The organism is Mycolicibacterium baixiangningiae (genome assembly GCF_016313185.1).
Taxonomy (GTDB): domain Bacteria; phylum Actinomycetota; class Actinomycetes; order Mycobacteriales; family Mycobacteriaceae; genus Mycobacterium; species Mycobacterium baixiangningiae.
Genome location: NZ_CP066218.1, coordinates 3,764,317 through 3,778,691, shown reverse-complemented (window position 1 = coordinate 3,778,691; position 14,375 = coordinate 3,764,317). Strand labels below are relative to the sequence as shown.

Here is a 14,375-nt window from a genome sequence, read left to right as displayed (position 1 = left end):
GGTCAGGCGGTGACGCGCTGCGCGTCGAGTTCGCGGGCGACCGCGGCATGGTAGCGATCGATGTTCGCGGGATTGGTGACGAAGTCGTAGATCGCCTCGGGCGCATAGGCGAACGCGGTGTCCGAACTGGTCGTGACGATGCCCAACGGCCTGCCTTCCTGCGTGGCGCCCGACTCCGGCGCGACATCCCCACCTTTACAGACCGTGGCAGCAATGTCACGCTCATCGGATGGACTTCTCCGTCGTCGACCTGTCCGAGGAGGATCGGGTCTTCCAGCACGAACTCCGGGAATTCCTGCGCACGGTGGTGACCGAGGAGGTGATCGCGCGCGACCGGGAGACCGGCGAGAACTTCGATGAGCGTGTGCACGTGGCGCTCGGCGATGCGGGTTACCTCGCCGCCGACTACCGCCGCGCGGCCGACGGCGGATTCTCCGCGGTGCGCCGGCGCATCTGGGACCTCGAGATCGGCCGGGCGCACACCCCATGGTTCCACTGGGGGACCACGGCGATGGTCGCTCACACGGTCGAACACTTCGCCTCGCCGGACCTCGTCGACGACGTGCTGCCCGGTGTCATGTCCGGTCGGCTGCGCCTGTGCCTGGGCTACACCGAACCCGAAGGCGGATCCGACGTGGCGACGTGCAAGACCAGGGCGGTGCGGGAAGCGGATGGATCGACTTGGATTATCAATGGCTCCAAGATGTTCACCTCGAACGCCCAGAACGCGCACTACGTCTTCCTGATCACCAACACCGATCCGGCGGCGCCGAAACACAAGAGCCTCACCATGTTCCTGGTGCCGCTCGATGCGCCGGGAGTCGAGATCCAACCGCTGCGCACCATCGACGGCGACCGCACGAACATCACGTACTACAGCGACGTCCGGATCAGCGATCGCTACCGCGTCGGTGACGTCAACGCCGGATGGTCGGTGCTTCGCGGGGCTCTCGACGCCGAACACGGCACCGGTGAACGCGCCGACGACGGTCTGCAGAAGATCGCGGTCATGACCGAACACATCACGGTGATGGCCGACGCGGTGGACCGCATCGCGGCGATCGTCGCCACGCCGGATGCCGCCGGCCGCAGGCGCATCGACGACGGTTCGGTGGCATACCGGCTGGGCCACGGCATCGCGCGGATGGAGGCGGCGATGAGCACACCGGGGATGTTCGGGCGCGTGGCGATCGCCCAGACGATGCGTGAAGTCTCGCCGGACCTGATGGACATCCTCGGCGCGGCCGCGGCACTACCCATCGGCACGGTCGGCGCGGCCGACGACGGGGGAGCGGAGTACGTGTTCCGTCTCGCCGGGCCGACCGGCATCTACGGCGGAACGCTCGAGGTGTTCCGCAACATGATCGCGCAACACGCACTGGGTCTCGGCCGGCCCGACTACTCGCCGCCGCGCTGACCTCACAGGCGTGCGAGGACCTGCCCGGCGAGCAGGTCGAGGGTCTGATCGGAGGCCCGGTCGTGGGTGAACAGCACCACCTGCCGGAATCCGATGTTCGCGAGCTCGTGCAGCCGGTCGACGATCGCAGGTGCGGTGCCGACCAGACCTCCGTCGGCGAGCCCGAATCCTGGCCCGCCGAAACGCTTCTCGGCCAATCGGCGCACGTCGGGCAGCGACGCGTCGTCCGGGGCGAGTGCCATCACCGCCTCGACCGACATCACGATCGTGTCGGGATCGCGGCCCACGTCGGCGCAGATGCCGCGCAACACCTCGACCTTGTGCCGCAGATCGGCCAGCGCATAGGTCGGCACGTTCCATACGTCGGCGTACCGCGCGACCAACGGCAACGTGTACCGCTCCCCGACCCCGCCCACGACGATCGGCGGCCGGGTGCCGTCCTGCGGTCGCGGGGTGATCGGCACGTCGTGCACGCGGTAGTGCCTGCCCGCCATGTCGACCCGCCCGGTGGTGAACGCCTGCGTGAGGATCTCCAGTGTCTCGGCCAGGCGCTCGGACCGTTCGGCGAACGAACCCCAGTCCAGGCCCGCGCGCCGGTGCTCGTCCTCGATGGACCCGCTGCCGATCCCGAACTGCAGCCTCCCGCCGGCGATGTGGTCGAGGGTGGTCGCCATCTTGGCCAGCACCGCCGGATGCCGGAACTGGTTGCACAACACCATGTGTCCCACCCGCAGCCGCTCGGTGCCGCACAGCAGCGCCGTCGCCAGGGTCCAGGCCTCCATCGACGGGTAGTCCGGCGCGCCGGGTCCGTAGAGGTGGTCGTAGAGCCACAGGGATCCGATGCCGAGCGCTTCACAGCGGGTGGCCCGGTGCAGCATGTCCGGATAGGTGAACCCGATCTGCGGTACGTAGACGCCGACGTCGAGATCCACCATGTGGCCGCTCCCACCTCGGCGAAAGTGGGCTTCGCCGTCGCGGAGAATCGTATTCTCATCGACGGGCCCGGCACAACGAGGGCGGCGTCGCACGCAGAAGCGAGGAACGCGGTATGCATTTCACCATCACCCACCCGATGCACACCCATCCGTACAACCCGGAACTGGTGACCGGCGACGGGGTGGCGGCGGTTGCGGTGGCGGCAGAGGCGGCCGGCTTCTCCGGCTTCGGCTTCACCGACCATCCGGCGCCCACGCAGCGCTGGCTCGACGCCGGAGGCCACGACGCGCTCGATCCCTTCGTCGCGATGAGCTTCGCGGCGGCGCACACCAGCACCCTGCGGCTGATCCCGAACATCGTGGTGCTGCCGTACCGCAACCCGTTCGTGGTGGCCAAATCCGGTGCGACACTGGATCTGCTCTCCGGTGGACGGTTCACCCTCGCCGTGGGGGTGGGCTATCTCAAACGCGAATTCGCCGCACTCGGTGTCGACTACGACGAACGCGCCGACCTCTTCACCGAGGCGCTGTCGGTGATCCGCGCGGTGTGGACCTCTGACGAGGTGTCGTTCGAGGGCCGGCATTTCACCGCCGGCGGCATCACCGCCCATCCGCGTCCCCTCAGCAACCCCCACCCACCGATCTGGATCGGAGGGAACACCGCCGCCGCCCGCGCCCGCGTCGTGACCTTCGGAGACGGGTGGTGTCCTTCCCGGCGCCCGCCATGCTGGCGCAGACCGCCCGCACCGCCCCACTCGACTCGGTGCACCGGCTCGGCGAGGCGATCGAGGATCTTCGCCGCCGGTGCGATGCGCAGGCCCGCGATCCCGCCACGGTCGATGTCACGTTCACCAACCTCGGCGGCGGTGATCCCGGCAGTGACGACTTCGACGCCGACCGCTACCTCGAGGGAGTCGCCGCACTCGAGCGGCTCGGCGTCACGTGGATCCAGGTCACGATTCCCGGTGACACTCTCGCCCACGCGCGGGAGACCATCGAGCGGTTCGGCACGCTGGTCGCCAAGAACTGCTGAGCGACGTCACGTCTCACACCCGCAATCCGCGCCCACCGCCGCCGCGGGCAGTTCGGCGAGTACCTCGGCGCGGGCCGGGTCGAAGCTGAGAAAGCCTGCGATGGCCCGGGATTCGGGCAGGGGATCCGGATACGACCAGGCGACGTCGTCGGTGACGGCATCGTCGGTGACCGCCGACCAGTACGTCGCCCACCCCTTGTAGTTGCAGTAGCTGGTGGTCGCGCTCGGGCGGAGCAGGTCGACGCGGACATGCGCCGGGTCGACGTAGAGCACCGGGGCCAGTGCCGTCTCGAACACCACGACCGTGCGCGTCGTATCGACCAGCACGGTGCCCGCGACGGTGACGCGCAGCCCGCGGTCGGTCGGCCGGCAGTCCACCCGGTGATACGGATTCGGGGGATAGTGCACCAGCTCGCGGCCCTCCTCGAACCACGTGTCCACCGCATCCCACGGCACGTGCACGTATCCGGGCGCCTCGGCCACCGGGGTGCCGCGCAGATCGCCGACGGCGTCAGGCCGGAAGGCGTAGCGCAGCGGGTGGCCGCGTCGGTGCACCATGACCACGTCCTCGGTGTCGATGACGGTGCGCCCGGCCTGCACCGCCACGACGCGGCGGGGGTGCGGTTCGGCGAACACCGCGCCGTCCGCGAGCGCAGGCGTGAACCAGCCGGCGGGGTCGGCGCTGAGCGGACCACGTCCGGCGGTCAGTGTCATGTGCGCTCCTGGTGGTCGATGGGTGACAAAATACCGCCTGACTGTCACGCACTCGGGTGCCGGGCCGGTGCCGTCCGAGGCGGCCCGCCGGGGGACGTGTCACAGTGTGTGGAACACACGAGCCGGGGGCGCAGGGTGGGTGACGACGACGGACGGGGTGAAGTGTGAAGCGACTCAACGGTGTCGATGCGTTGATGCTCTACAGCGAGACACCGGAGATCCACATGCACACGTTGAAGGTCGGCGTGCTCGACATCTCCGATATCGCGGGCGGTTACAGCCGTGAGCTCGTCCGCAGCGTGGCCGCACCGCGGCTGTTGGCGCTGCCTCCGCTGCGGCGCCAACTCGTCGAGATCCCCGGGGGCATGCACCATCCGATGTGGGCGCAGAACGCGACCATCGACTTCGACTACCACCTGCGCCACCTCGAGGTACCCGCTCCGGGCGGGCGGCGTGAACTCGACGAACTGATCGGGCGGATCGCGAGCACCCCACTCGACCGGTCGAAACCATTGTGGGAGATGTACATCGTCGAAGGACTGGTGGGCGACCGCATCGCGATCGTGCACAAGGTGCACCACGTCCTGGCCGACGGCGTGGCGTCGGCGAACCAGATGTCGCGGGCCATCTCGCCGCAGGGACCGGTCGCGGACGGGAACGACCCGTCCGTGCACCCAGGGCAGACTCCCGTCCAACTGCTGCGCGCGGCGGGCGGCGACCACTTCCGGCAGATCCGTCGACTGCCCGCTCTGCTGCGCGACACCGCGGCCGGGGTGTCCCAGGTGTACCGCAGGGGCAGGGAGCGCGGCGCCCATCCCGACCTGGCCCGCAACTTCGCGCCGCCGCGCTCGTTCCTCAACCATGTCGTCAGCCCGGTGCGCCGCTTCGCCACTGCGCCCCTGGCGCTTGCCGACGCCAAACTCGTCGCCCGCACCCTCGGCGTCACCCTCAACGACATCGTGCTGGCCACCGCGGCCGGCGCGCTGCGCGAACTGCTGCTGCGGTACGACGGCCGCGCCGACGCACCGCTCATCGCGGGAGTGCCGATCGCCTTCAACACTTCGCCAGAGCGGTTGTCGGGCAACGAATTCTCGTACATGACACCGTCGTTGGCCGTGCACGTCGCCGATCCGCTCGAGCGGGTGCGGCTGACGGCCGTGGCCACGCAGATCGCCAAGGAGAATCACCACCTCCTCGGCCCGACGCTCATCGCCTCGTGGCTGAACTATCTACCGCCCAAACTGGTCCCGCCGGTCTTCCGGTGGCAATCGCGGAGTCGCGAGTCGAGCATGATCATGAACCTGACCATCTCGAACGTGCCGGGCCCGCGCGAGCTGGGACTGGTCGCCGGCGCGTCCGTCGACGAGATCTACTCCGTCGGGCCGTTGGTCGTCGGCAGCGGGATGAACATCACCGTGTGGAGCTACGTCGACCAGTTGAGCGTCTCGGTGCTCACCGACGACCAGACCCTCGACGATCCGCACGAGGCGACCGATGCGATGGTGCGGTCGTTCGCCGAAATCCGCGCTGCGGCAGGTATCGCCGGTCCACTCACCGAGGTGCCCGCCGCGCTGCCGCTTGCCGGTGCCGCCCGGTAGCGGTTGGCCTGATCGTCGGTCCCGCAAACGTGAGCGCGGACCCGACGTCCTGAATCGAGACTTTACAGGTCAGTTCGATAGTGTCACGCTGGGTCGACCATCCGACGGTGAATGGAGCTGCCTGTGGCGACCCGGTCCCTTCCCATCGACGACGTGAACCGCCCCGCGCGCATCGCCGGTGCGGCGGCGACCCGGCTGGAGTACCGGCTCGACGTGCTGGGCGCGGACGTCGCCGATGTGGTGCGGTGCGCGGGTGGCTGGATGTTCGACCGGGCGATGGCCGGATGGCGGGTCAACGCCTGGCTGCTCGACGCCGGTGACCTACGCCCGCTGCAGATCCTGGGCGTGCAGGGCCGGGTGCTCCGACCCGGCGGCGAGGGAACCGGCGAGGCGATCCCCGTGGGCCTGGCGGTCTCGGCCGATCTGGTGGCTTCCGCCGGGTGCCTGCGCGACGAGGTGCGCACCGCGCTGATGTCCGGTCGCACGGAGGTGGTGCTGTGGGGTGGGCGGTGGCCCGATCAGTTGGGCGGTCGGGCCGAACCGGTGCGGTACCGGCTCAGCGCGGCCGCCCGGATCTTCAAACGTCACGCGCTGTCGGCGGCCGACTGCCCGCACGCCGCCGCGGACGACACCGAGCTGTTGGTGTGCGGGGGCTACCGCCCCGTTGACTCCGACCTGATCGCGTCAGGCGGCTAGCTATATCAGCGGGTCCAGCCGCGCCGGCGCATCCACCAGTCGCGGGCGACCCAGCCGACCAGGAGTGCGGCGAATCCGATGAGGAACGCGTCCTCGACGTGACCCACGTGGTTACCCCGCATCATCAGCAGGATGAAGGCGGCGCCCAGCAGCAGTGAGATGTGGATGACCCGGGGGTTCTCCTTGCTCCAGCCCCACTGCGCGGACGGCACGTCCTCGACGTCGACGCCGGTGTGTCGTTCCACCTCGGTGTTGGCCACAGGGTGCTCCTCACAGTCGAAACCGAACTGCCGTCATTCTGGCATACGACGGTGTGTCGTATACGGCGTGCCCTAGCCGATCTCGGCGTAGCGGCGCAGCGCCTCGGCCCGTTCCCTCGCGTGGTCGACGATCGGCGCGGGATAGTCCGCGGGGCGATCGTCGCCCATCTGGTGCACATCGGCCACCCCGCTCAGCTCGGACACCCAACGCCGCACATACGTGCCGTCCGGATCGAACTTCGCCCCCTGCGTCGACGGGTTGAACACCCGGAAGAACGGCGCCGCATCGGTGCCGCACCCCGCCGTCCACTGCCAACCGTGCTGGTTGTTGGCCATATCGCCGTCCGCCAACTGCTCGAGGAACCACCGCGCACCCCATTGCCACGGCAGGTGCAGATCCTTGACCAGGAACGACGCCACGATCATCCGCACCCGGTTGTGCATCCACCCGATCTCGGCGAGTTGTCGCATCCCGGCGTCGACGATCGGGAACCCGGTGCGCCCCTGCTTCCACGCCTCGAACAGCTCCTCGGCCGCCGGGCCGTCGTCCACTCTGATGTCGTCGAAACCGGTGTTCCAGTTCCACCACACACTGTGGGGCCATTCGTAGAGAACCCCGGCGTAGAAATCGCGGAAGGCGAGCTCGCGCAGATAGGTCTGCGCGCCGTTGCCGCCTCCGAGGTCGCCGGCCATCGTGCGGGGATGGATGGTGCCGAACTTCAGATGCGCCGACATCCGGCTGGTGACGTCGAGATCCGGGCGGTTGCGGTTGTCGGCGTAACCGTCGAGTTCGCTTTCGACGAAGTCCTCCCAGTGCTGAAGCGCGGCGCGTTCACCCGCGGGGATGTCCAACGCGACGCCGTCGTGGGGGATCTCGGTCCGCAGGTCCCCGCCGCCCCCCAGATCCGCCGGATCGATCCACCTTGCCGTGGTCGCAGCGCTCAGTGCCGGCGCCCGCCACCCGTGCCTGCGCCACGCGTCGAAGAACGGGCTGAACACCTTGTACGGGGTTCCGTCGCCTTTGGTGATCCTGCCCGGCGACACCAGATAGGGGGACCCGGACGCATCCAGCGTGATCTCGCCCAGCGCTCGGCGGACGGCGTCGTCGCGGCGCCGCCCGAACGGCGTGAAATCGTCCGAGACGTGCACCGCGGACGCGCCGATGCGTGTCGCGACGGCGGGGATCTGCGTCTCCGGGCGTCCGCGGGTGACGAGCAGGCGGCCGTCGAGTTGTTCGCGGAGATCCCGCAGCGCGTCGTGCAGGTACTGCAGCCGCCGCGGACCTGACGACGTGTGCAGCCGCGGGTCGAGGACGTAGCAGGCGAGCACCTCGCCGTCGGCCTGCGCCGCATCGACGAGGGCAGGCAGGTCGCGTAGTCGAAGATCGCGGCGGAACCACATCACCGTGGGCATGACGTGAACCTGCCCCGGTGCCCGGCCGCGGAAACCCGGTGCGCGGTGACGCAATCATGACCGGCGACGGACTCGGCGCATCGTCCGGCCGCCTGCCAGAATCCCCTCCATGAGTGCCAGCGCCGCCGACTATCCGCGCGACATGGTGGGCTACGGCTCGCATCCTCCGGACCCTCGGTGGCCCGGCGACGCGCGCATCGCGGTGCAGTTCGTCCTCAATTACGAGGAGGGTGCCGAGAACAGCGTCCTGCACGGTGATCCCGCGTCGGAGACGTTCCTGTCCGAGATCATTGGCGCACAGGCCTTTCCGGACCGTCACATGAGCATGGAATCGCTCTACGAGTACGGCTCACGGGCGGGGCTGTGGCGGGTGCTGCGGGTCTTCGAGCGTCGCGGGCTGCCGTTGACCGTGTTCGGGGTGGCGCTCGCGCTGGCCCGCAATCCCGAGGCGGTCGCCGCGTTCACCGAGCGCGGTGACGAGATCGCGTGCCACGGTCTGCGTTGGATCAGCTACCAGCTCGTCGAGCCCGACGTCGAGCGGGCGCACATGGCCGAGGCGGTCGCACTGCTGACCGAGCTGACCGGCAGCGCACCGGTGGGCTGGTACACCGGCCGTGACTCACCGCAGACGCGCAAGCTGGTCGTCGAGCACGGCGGCTTTCTCTACGACTCCGACTCCTACGCCGATGACCTGCCGTACTGGACAGCGGTCGACGGACACGATCACCTGGTGGTGCCTTACACCCTGGACACCAACGACATGCGCTTCGCCGTCGCAGGCGGATTCCCCAGCGGCACGGAGTTCTTCACCCACCTGCGCGATGCGTTCGACGTGCTCTACGCCGAAGGGGTGGCGGGCAGCCCGAAGATGTTGTCGATCGGCCTGCACTGCCGGCTGGTCGGACGCCCCGCCCGCACCGCGGCGCTGGAGCGTTTCCTCGACCACGTGCAGTCCCACGACAAGGTGTGGATCACCCGGCGGGTGGATATCGCCCAGCACTGGATCGAGCGCTTCCCACCCGCCGGTTGACCGGTCCTGGGCCTAGGCGGCCGGCGGCATCAGCACCGTGTCGATGAGGTACACCGTCGCGTTCGCCGTCTTGACGCCGCCGCACACCACCGACGCGTCGTCGACCTTCAGGTCAGCGCCGTTACCGGTCACGGTGACATCGGCCCCCTGCACGGTCTTGTGCGTGCCGACGACGGCGTCGGGAGCCGCCTGGCCGGGCACCACGTGGTAGGTCAGGATGCTGGTCAGCAGCGGCGCATCGGTCTTGAGCCGCTCGATCGTGGCGGGATCGATCTTTGCGAACGCCTCATCGGTCGGCGCGAACACCGTGAACTGGCCCCCGTTGAGGGTGTCGACCAGGTTCACCTGCGGATTGAGCTGTCCCGACACAGCTTTCGTGAGCGTGGTCAGCATCGGGTTGTTGGCTGCGGCCGTCGCGACCGGATCCATGGCCATGCCCATGACCGAACCGGGGCCGGTCGGCACCTGCTGCGCATAGGCAGCGCAGCCCGGCCCCACCAGTCCGGCCGCGGGCTGTGCCTGTGCCGTGGCGGCCGCGCCCAGCGACAACCCGGCGGCGGCGATTGCCGCGAAGCCGGCGTTCAGAACGCGATTCTTGTTGACAGTCATCAGTATTCACTCCTTGGTTGGGTGTTCATTTTCTGCGCGAGCAGACGCAAAACTGTCCGAAAAAGGCCCCGGAACAGGCATGTTTGCGTCTGCTCGCGGGAGAGGTGGAAGGGGATGGGTCAGTTGGCCGGCGGCATCAGGACCGTGTCGATCATGTAGACCGTGGCGTTGGCGGTCTGCACGCCGCCGCACACCAGCCCGGCCTCGTTGACCTTCAGGGCTTCTCCGTCACCGGTCACGGTGACGTTGGCGCCCTGGACGGTCTTGTGGTCGCCCGGCACCTGATCGGGAGCGGCCTGTCCCGGCACCACGTGATAGGTGAGGATGCTGGTGAGCAGATCAGAATCCGTCTTCAACGTCTCGACGGTCGCCGGGTCCAGCTTGGCGAACGCCTCATCGGTGGGGGCGAAGACGGTGAATTCGCCGCCGTTGAGGGTGTCGACCAGGTTGACGTTCGGGTTCAGCTGACCGGAGAGCGCCTGCGTCAGCGTCGTGAGCATCGGGTTGTTCGACGCGGCCACCGTCACGGGCTCGACTGCCATGCCGGCGACCGAACCCGGTCCGCTGGGCACCTGTTCTGCGTAGGCCGCGCAGCCCGAACCGACCAGGTTCGCGGCGGGATCCGCGGCCGCACCCGAGGTGGGAGCAGTGGCGGTGGCGGACTCGACAGCCGACGATGCGGCGCTCGACGCCGACGAGGCGGTGCTCTCGGCCTCCTCACTCGAACACGCCGCGACGCCGAAGATCGCCAGAGCGCTGAGCCCCGCCGCGGCCAGGGTCCTGCGGTGCGTGTGAGTGGTCGTGCGTGGCTTCAACGACGTGTTACTCGACGACGGGTTCTTCAACGACGGGTTCTTCATCGACACTGTCCCCTTTGCTCAGTGCGGCGGTGCGCCGCGCCTATCTCGTGCGAAGCGGCAGGTGCCCCCTCGACGTCTGACGCGGGGGATTCGGGCGCGGCCCGGATGCGGATGGCTGGTCCGGCGAGCGGTCAGATTCGCGTCACATCCTCGGCGGCTGCGGGCGAGGGCCCGCCAGGCGGCACAATGGGGCGCGTGGGCACAAGACTCCGGGTGCTGATCCTGGGCAGCACCGGGTCGATCGGCACCCAGGCACTGGACGTGATCGCCGCCAATCCCGACCGCTTCGAGGTGGTCGGACTCGCCGCCGGCGGTGCGAACCCCGATCTGCTGGCTCGCCAGCGAGCCGAGACGGGGGTCACCGACGTCGCCGTCACCGACCCCAAGGCAGCCGAACAGATCGGCGACGTCACCTACACCGGACCCGATGCGGTGACCCGGTTGGTGGAGAACACCGGCGCCGACGTGGTGCTCAACGCACTCGTCGGGGCGCTCGGGCTCGAGCCGACGCTGGCCGCACTGGCCACCGGCGCGCGGCTGGCGCTGGCCAACAAGGAATCGTTGGTCGCCGGGGGGCCGTTGGTGTTGCGGGCCGCCGCGCCGGGCCAGATCGTGTCCGTCGACTCCGAACACTCCGCGATGGCGCAGTGCCTGCGCGGTGGCACCGCCGGCGAAGTGGCCAAGCTGGTGCTCACCGCATCCGGCGGGCCGTTTCTCGGCTGGTCGGCCCAAGACCTGCTCTCGGTGACCCCCGAGCAGGCGGGTAAGCACCCGACCTGGTCGATGGGGCCGATGAACACGTTGAACTCGGCGACCCTGGTCAACAAGGGTCTCGAGCTCATCGAGACGCACCTGCTGTTCGGCATCGACTACGAGCGCATCCAGGTCGTCGTGCACCCCCAGTCGATCGTGCACTCGATGGCCACCTTCACCGACGGGTCAACGCTGGCCCAGGCCAGCCCGCCGGATATGAAACTGCCCATCGCGCTGGCGCTCGGCTGGCCCGACCGGGTTCCCGGCGCGGCATCCGCATGCGACTTCTCCACCGCCTCGACCTGGGAATTCCTTCCGCTCGACGACGAGGTGTTCCCGGCGGTGCAGCTGGCCAGGGAGGCCGGCCGGCGGGGCGGCAGCCTCACCGCCGTCTACAACGCCGCCAACGAAGAGGCGGCGGCGGCGTTCCTCGCGGGCCGCATCCGGTTCCCCGAGATCGTCGACACCGTTGCCGACGTCGTGCGCGCTGCCGACCAGTGGGCGGCCGAACCCGCTACCGTGGAGGAGGTCCTCGACGCGCAGCGCTGGGCTCGGGACCGCGCGGGACGCGCCGTCGAGCGGGCCGCAACACCTTCGAGTAAAGGGTTAGTCACCAGATGATGTTTGCTCTCGGCATCGTGCTCTTCGCGCTGGCCATCCTGGTGTCGGTGGCGCTGCACGAGTGCGGGCACATGTGGGTCGCGCGGGCCACCGGGATGAAGGTTCGGCGGTATTTCGTCGGGTTCGGTCCGACCGTGTGGTCGACCCGGCGGCCCAACCGCCTCGGCAGCACCGAGTACGGCCTCAAGGCCGTACCGCTCGGCGGGTTCTGTGACATCGCCGGGATGACGTCGGTCGAGGAACTCGCACCGGAGGACCGGCCGTACGCCATGTACCGGCAGAAGGTGTGGAAGCGCGTCGCGGTGCTGTTCGCCGGGCCCGGGATGAACTTCGTCATCGGTCTGGTGCTCATCTACGCGATCGCCGTGATCTGGGGCCTGCCGAATCTGAACCCGCCGACCGCCGCCATCGTCGGTCAAACCGGTTGTGTGGCACCGCAGGTCAGCAAGGATCAGGTGGGCGAGTGCACCGGGCCGGGCCCGGCCGCCGAGGCCGGCATCCGTGCGGGCGACGTGATCGTCAAGGTCGGCGACACCGATGTGGCGACCTTCGACGATGCCCGGGTGACGCTGCAGAAGGCCTCCGGTCCGACCCCGATCGTGATCGAGCGCGACGGTGAGAAACTCACCAAGGTCGTCGACGTCACGCAGACCCAACGTTTCACCGGCGAGGGCGACCAGCCGTCGACGGTCGGCGCCATCGGTATCGGTGCCGCGCAGTTCGGGCCCACCCAGCACAACGCGCTGTCGGCGGTGCCCGCGACGTTCGCCTTCACCGGCGACCTGGCCGTCGAACTGGGCAAATCGCTGGCCAAGATCCCCACGAAGGTGGGTGCGCTGGTGGAGTCCATCGGCGGCGGCGAGCGTGATCCGGAAACGCCGATCAGCGTGGTCGGTGCCAGCATCATCGGCGGCGACACCGTCGAAGCCGGGCTGTGGGTGGCCTTCTGGTTCTTCCTGGCCCAGCTCAACTTCGTCCTCGGCGCGGTGAACCTGCTGCCGCTGCTGCCGTTCGACGGCGGCCACATCGCCATCGCCGTGTTCGAGAAGATCCGCAACATGATCCGGTCGGCGCGCGGCATGGTGGCCGCGGGGCCGGTGAACTACCTCAAGCTCATGCCCGCCACCTACGTAGTGTTGGTGGTGGTGGTCGGCTACATGCTGCTGACCGTGACCGCTGACCTGGTCAACCCGATCAGGTTGTTCCAATAGGAGACCTCATGACTTCCGGCCCCGCCATCGGGCTTGGTATGCCGCCCGCACCGCCGCCGGTGCTGGCGCCGCGGCGAAAGACGCGCCAACTGATGGTGCGCGACGTCGGCGTGGGCAGCGACTATCGGGTATCGGTCCAGTCGATGTGCACCACCAAGACCCACGACATCAACGCCACCCTGCAGCAGATCGCCGAACTGACGGCGTCGGGCTGCGACATCGTGCGGGTGGCGTGCCCGCGGCAGGAAGACGCCGACGCACTGTCGGTGATCGCCAAGAAGTCCAAGATCCCGGTGATCGCCGACATCCACTTCCAGCCGAAGTACATCTTCGCCGCGATCGACGCCGGATGTGCGGCGGTGCGCGTGAACCCCGGCAACATCAAGGAATTCGACGGCCGGGTCGGCGAAGTCGCCAGGGCGGCCGGTGACGCGGGCATCCCCATCCGCATCGGCGTCAACGCCGGGTCGCTGGACAAGCGCTTCATGCAGAAGTACGGCAAGGCCACACCCGAGGCGCTGGTGGAGTCGGCGCTGTGGGAAGCCTCGCTGTTCGAGGAACACGGGTTCGGCAACATCAAGATCAGCGTCAAGCACAACGATCCGGTCGTGATGGTGGCCGCCTACGAACAACTCGCCGCGCAGTGCGACTACCCGCTGCACCTCGGGGTGACCGAGGCCGGGCCGGCGTTCCAGGGCACCATCAAGTCCGCGGTCGCGTTCGGTGCGTTGCTGTCGCGGGGGATCGGGGACACGATCCGGGTGTCGCTGTCCGCGCCGCCGGTCGAAGAGATCAAGGTCGGCAACCAGATCCTCGAGTCGCTCAACCTGCGGCCCCGCAAGCTGGAGATCGTGTCGTGCCCGTCGTGCGGGCGTGCCCAGGTCGACGTGTACACGCTGGCCAACGAGGTGTCCGCGGGGCTGGAGGGCATGGAGGTGCCGCTGCGGGTCGCCGTGATGGGCTGTGTGGTCAACGGTCCCGGCGAGGCGCGCGAAGCCGACCTCGGGGTGGCCTCCGGCAACGGGAAGGGCCAGATCTTCGTCAAGGGCGAGGTCATCAAGACCGTGCCCGAAGCGCAGATCGTCGAGACGCTGATCGAGGAGGCCATGCGCATCGCCGCCGAGATCGAATCGGTCAGCGGCGACAGCCCGGAGGGAAGTGCCAGCGGTTCGCCTGTGGTGACCGTAAGCTGAACGTCGACGCGGTGAGTGGTGTCACCGCCTCG

13 protein-coding genes and 2 pseudogenes are annotated in these 14,375 nt (G+C 68.8%); 8 read left to right on the top strand and 7 right to left on the bottom strand.

From position 1 onward, the window contains the following. Window positions 1–62: 62 nt before the first annotated feature. A pseudogene (locus I7X18_RS17805) lies at window positions 63–146 on the bottom strand (SRPBCC family protein); the annotation flags it as partial. A gap of 83 nt (window positions 147–229) precedes the next feature. Here I7X18_RS17805 and I7X18_RS17800 point away from each other — a divergent pair. Further along, window positions 230–1,417, top strand: a complete 1,188-nt coding sequence (locus I7X18_RS17800) for an acyl-CoA dehydrogenase family protein (RefSeq protein ID WP_193043377.1) — start codon at window positions 230–232, stop codon at window positions 1,415–1,417. 2 nt (window positions 1,418–1,419) lie between these two features. On the opposite strand, the gene I7X18_RS17795 is transcribed toward I7X18_RS17800, so the two are convergent. Next, complete coding sequence (locus tag I7X18_RS17795; RefSeq protein WP_193043376.1) at window positions 1,420–2,352, bottom strand: LLM class flavin-dependent oxidoreductase; 933 nt, start codon at window positions 2,350–2,352, stop codon at window positions 1,420–1,422. Between the two features lie 113 nt (window positions 2,353–2,465). On the opposite strand from I7X18_RS17795, the pseudogene I7X18_RS17790 reads away from it, so the two are divergent. Next, window positions 2,466–3,385 (top strand): annotated as a pseudogene (locus I7X18_RS17790) (LLM class F420-dependent oxidoreductase). A gap of 6 nt (window positions 3,386–3,391) precedes the next feature. Here I7X18_RS17790 and I7X18_RS17785 read toward each other — a convergent pair. Continuing rightward, the gene (locus I7X18_RS17785; protein ID WP_193043375.1) at window positions 3,392–4,099 is read right to left on the bottom strand and encodes a DUF427 domain-containing protein; all 708 of its coding nucleotides are present in this window, start codon (window positions 4,097–4,099) and stop codon (window positions 3,392–3,394) included. 164 nt (window positions 4,100–4,263) lie between these two features. On the opposite strand from I7X18_RS17785, the gene I7X18_RS17780 reads away from it, so the two are divergent. Next, window positions 4,264–5,697, top strand: coding sequence for a WS/DGAT/MGAT family O-acyltransferase (locus I7X18_RS17780; RefSeq protein ID WP_193043374.1), 1,434 nt, complete (start codon window positions 4,264–4,266; stop codon window positions 5,695–5,697). 123 nt (window positions 5,698–5,820) lie between these two features. After that, complete coding sequence (locus I7X18_RS17775; RefSeq protein WP_193043373.1) at window positions 5,821–6,393, top strand: hypothetical protein; 573 nt, start codon at window positions 5,821–5,823, stop codon at window positions 6,391–6,393. A gap of 5 nt (window positions 6,394–6,398) precedes the next feature. Here the strand turns inward: I7X18_RS17775 and I7X18_RS17770 are convergent, their stop codons facing one another. Both I7X18_RS17770 and I7X18_RS17765 read right to left on the bottom strand, forming a co-directional pair. Beyond that, window positions 6,399–6,653, bottom strand: coding sequence for a DUF2631 domain-containing protein (locus tag I7X18_RS17770; RefSeq protein ID WP_193043372.1), 255 nt, complete (start codon window positions 6,651–6,653; stop codon window positions 6,399–6,401). Window positions 6,654–6,725: 72 nt separating this feature from the next. Further along, a complete protein-coding gene (locus tag I7X18_RS17765) occupies window positions 6,726–8,066 on the bottom strand; it encodes a cryptochrome/photolyase family protein (protein WP_193043371.1) in 1,341 nt (446 codons plus the stop codon). 109 nt (window positions 8,067–8,175) lie between these two features. Here I7X18_RS17765 and puuE point away from each other — a divergent pair, with 109 nt between their 5' ends. Next, the gene (gene puuE, locus I7X18_RS17760; RefSeq protein WP_226862590.1) at window positions 8,176–9,096 is read left to right on the top strand and encodes an allantoinase PuuE; all 921 of its coding nucleotides are present in this window, start codon (window positions 8,176–8,178) and stop codon (window positions 9,094–9,096) included. Window positions 9,097–9,108: 12 nt separating this feature from the next. Here puuE and I7X18_RS17755 read toward each other — a convergent pair whose 3' ends face one another. Both I7X18_RS17755 and I7X18_RS17750 read right to left on the bottom strand, forming a co-directional pair. Beyond that, on the bottom strand, window positions 9,109–9,705 hold the full coding sequence (locus I7X18_RS17755) for a fasciclin domain-containing protein (RefSeq protein ID WP_193043370.1): 597 nt from the start codon (window positions 9,703–9,705) through the stop codon (window positions 9,109–9,111). 119 nt (window positions 9,706–9,824) lie between these two features. Next, on the bottom strand, window positions 9,825–10,565 hold the full coding sequence (locus I7X18_RS17750; RefSeq protein WP_226862589.1) for a fasciclin domain-containing protein: 741 nt from the start codon (window positions 10,563–10,565) through the stop codon (window positions 9,825–9,827). Window positions 10,566–10,751: 186 nt separating this feature from the next. Between I7X18_RS17750 and dxr the strand changes: the two genes are divergently transcribed. The 3 genes from dxr to ispG are packed head-to-tail and all read left to right on the top strand — an operon-like array spanning window position 10,752 to window position 14,343. Then, window positions 10,752–11,939 (top strand): 1-deoxy-D-xylulose-5-phosphate reductoisomerase, encoded by a 1,188-nt coding sequence (dxr, locus tag I7X18_RS17745; RefSeq protein ID WP_193043369.1) that lies wholly within the window; start codon window positions 10,752–10,754, stop codon window positions 11,937–11,939. Next, window positions 11,936–13,150, top strand: a complete 1,215-nt coding sequence (locus I7X18_RS17740; protein ID WP_193043368.1) for a M50 family metallopeptidase — start codon at window positions 11,936–11,938, stop codon at window positions 13,148–13,150. Before dxr ends, I7X18_RS17740 begins: the two co-directional genes overlap by 4 nt. Before the next feature lie 8 nt (window positions 13,151–13,158). After that, window positions 13,159–14,343: a flavodoxin-dependent (E)-4-hydroxy-3-methylbut-2-enyl-diphosphate synthase gene (gene ispG / locus I7X18_RS17735; RefSeq protein ID WP_193043367.1), complete on the top strand. Its 1,185-nt coding sequence runs from the start codon at window positions 13,159–13,161 to the stop codon at window positions 14,341–14,343. Window positions 14,344–14,375: the final 32 nt, after the last annotated feature.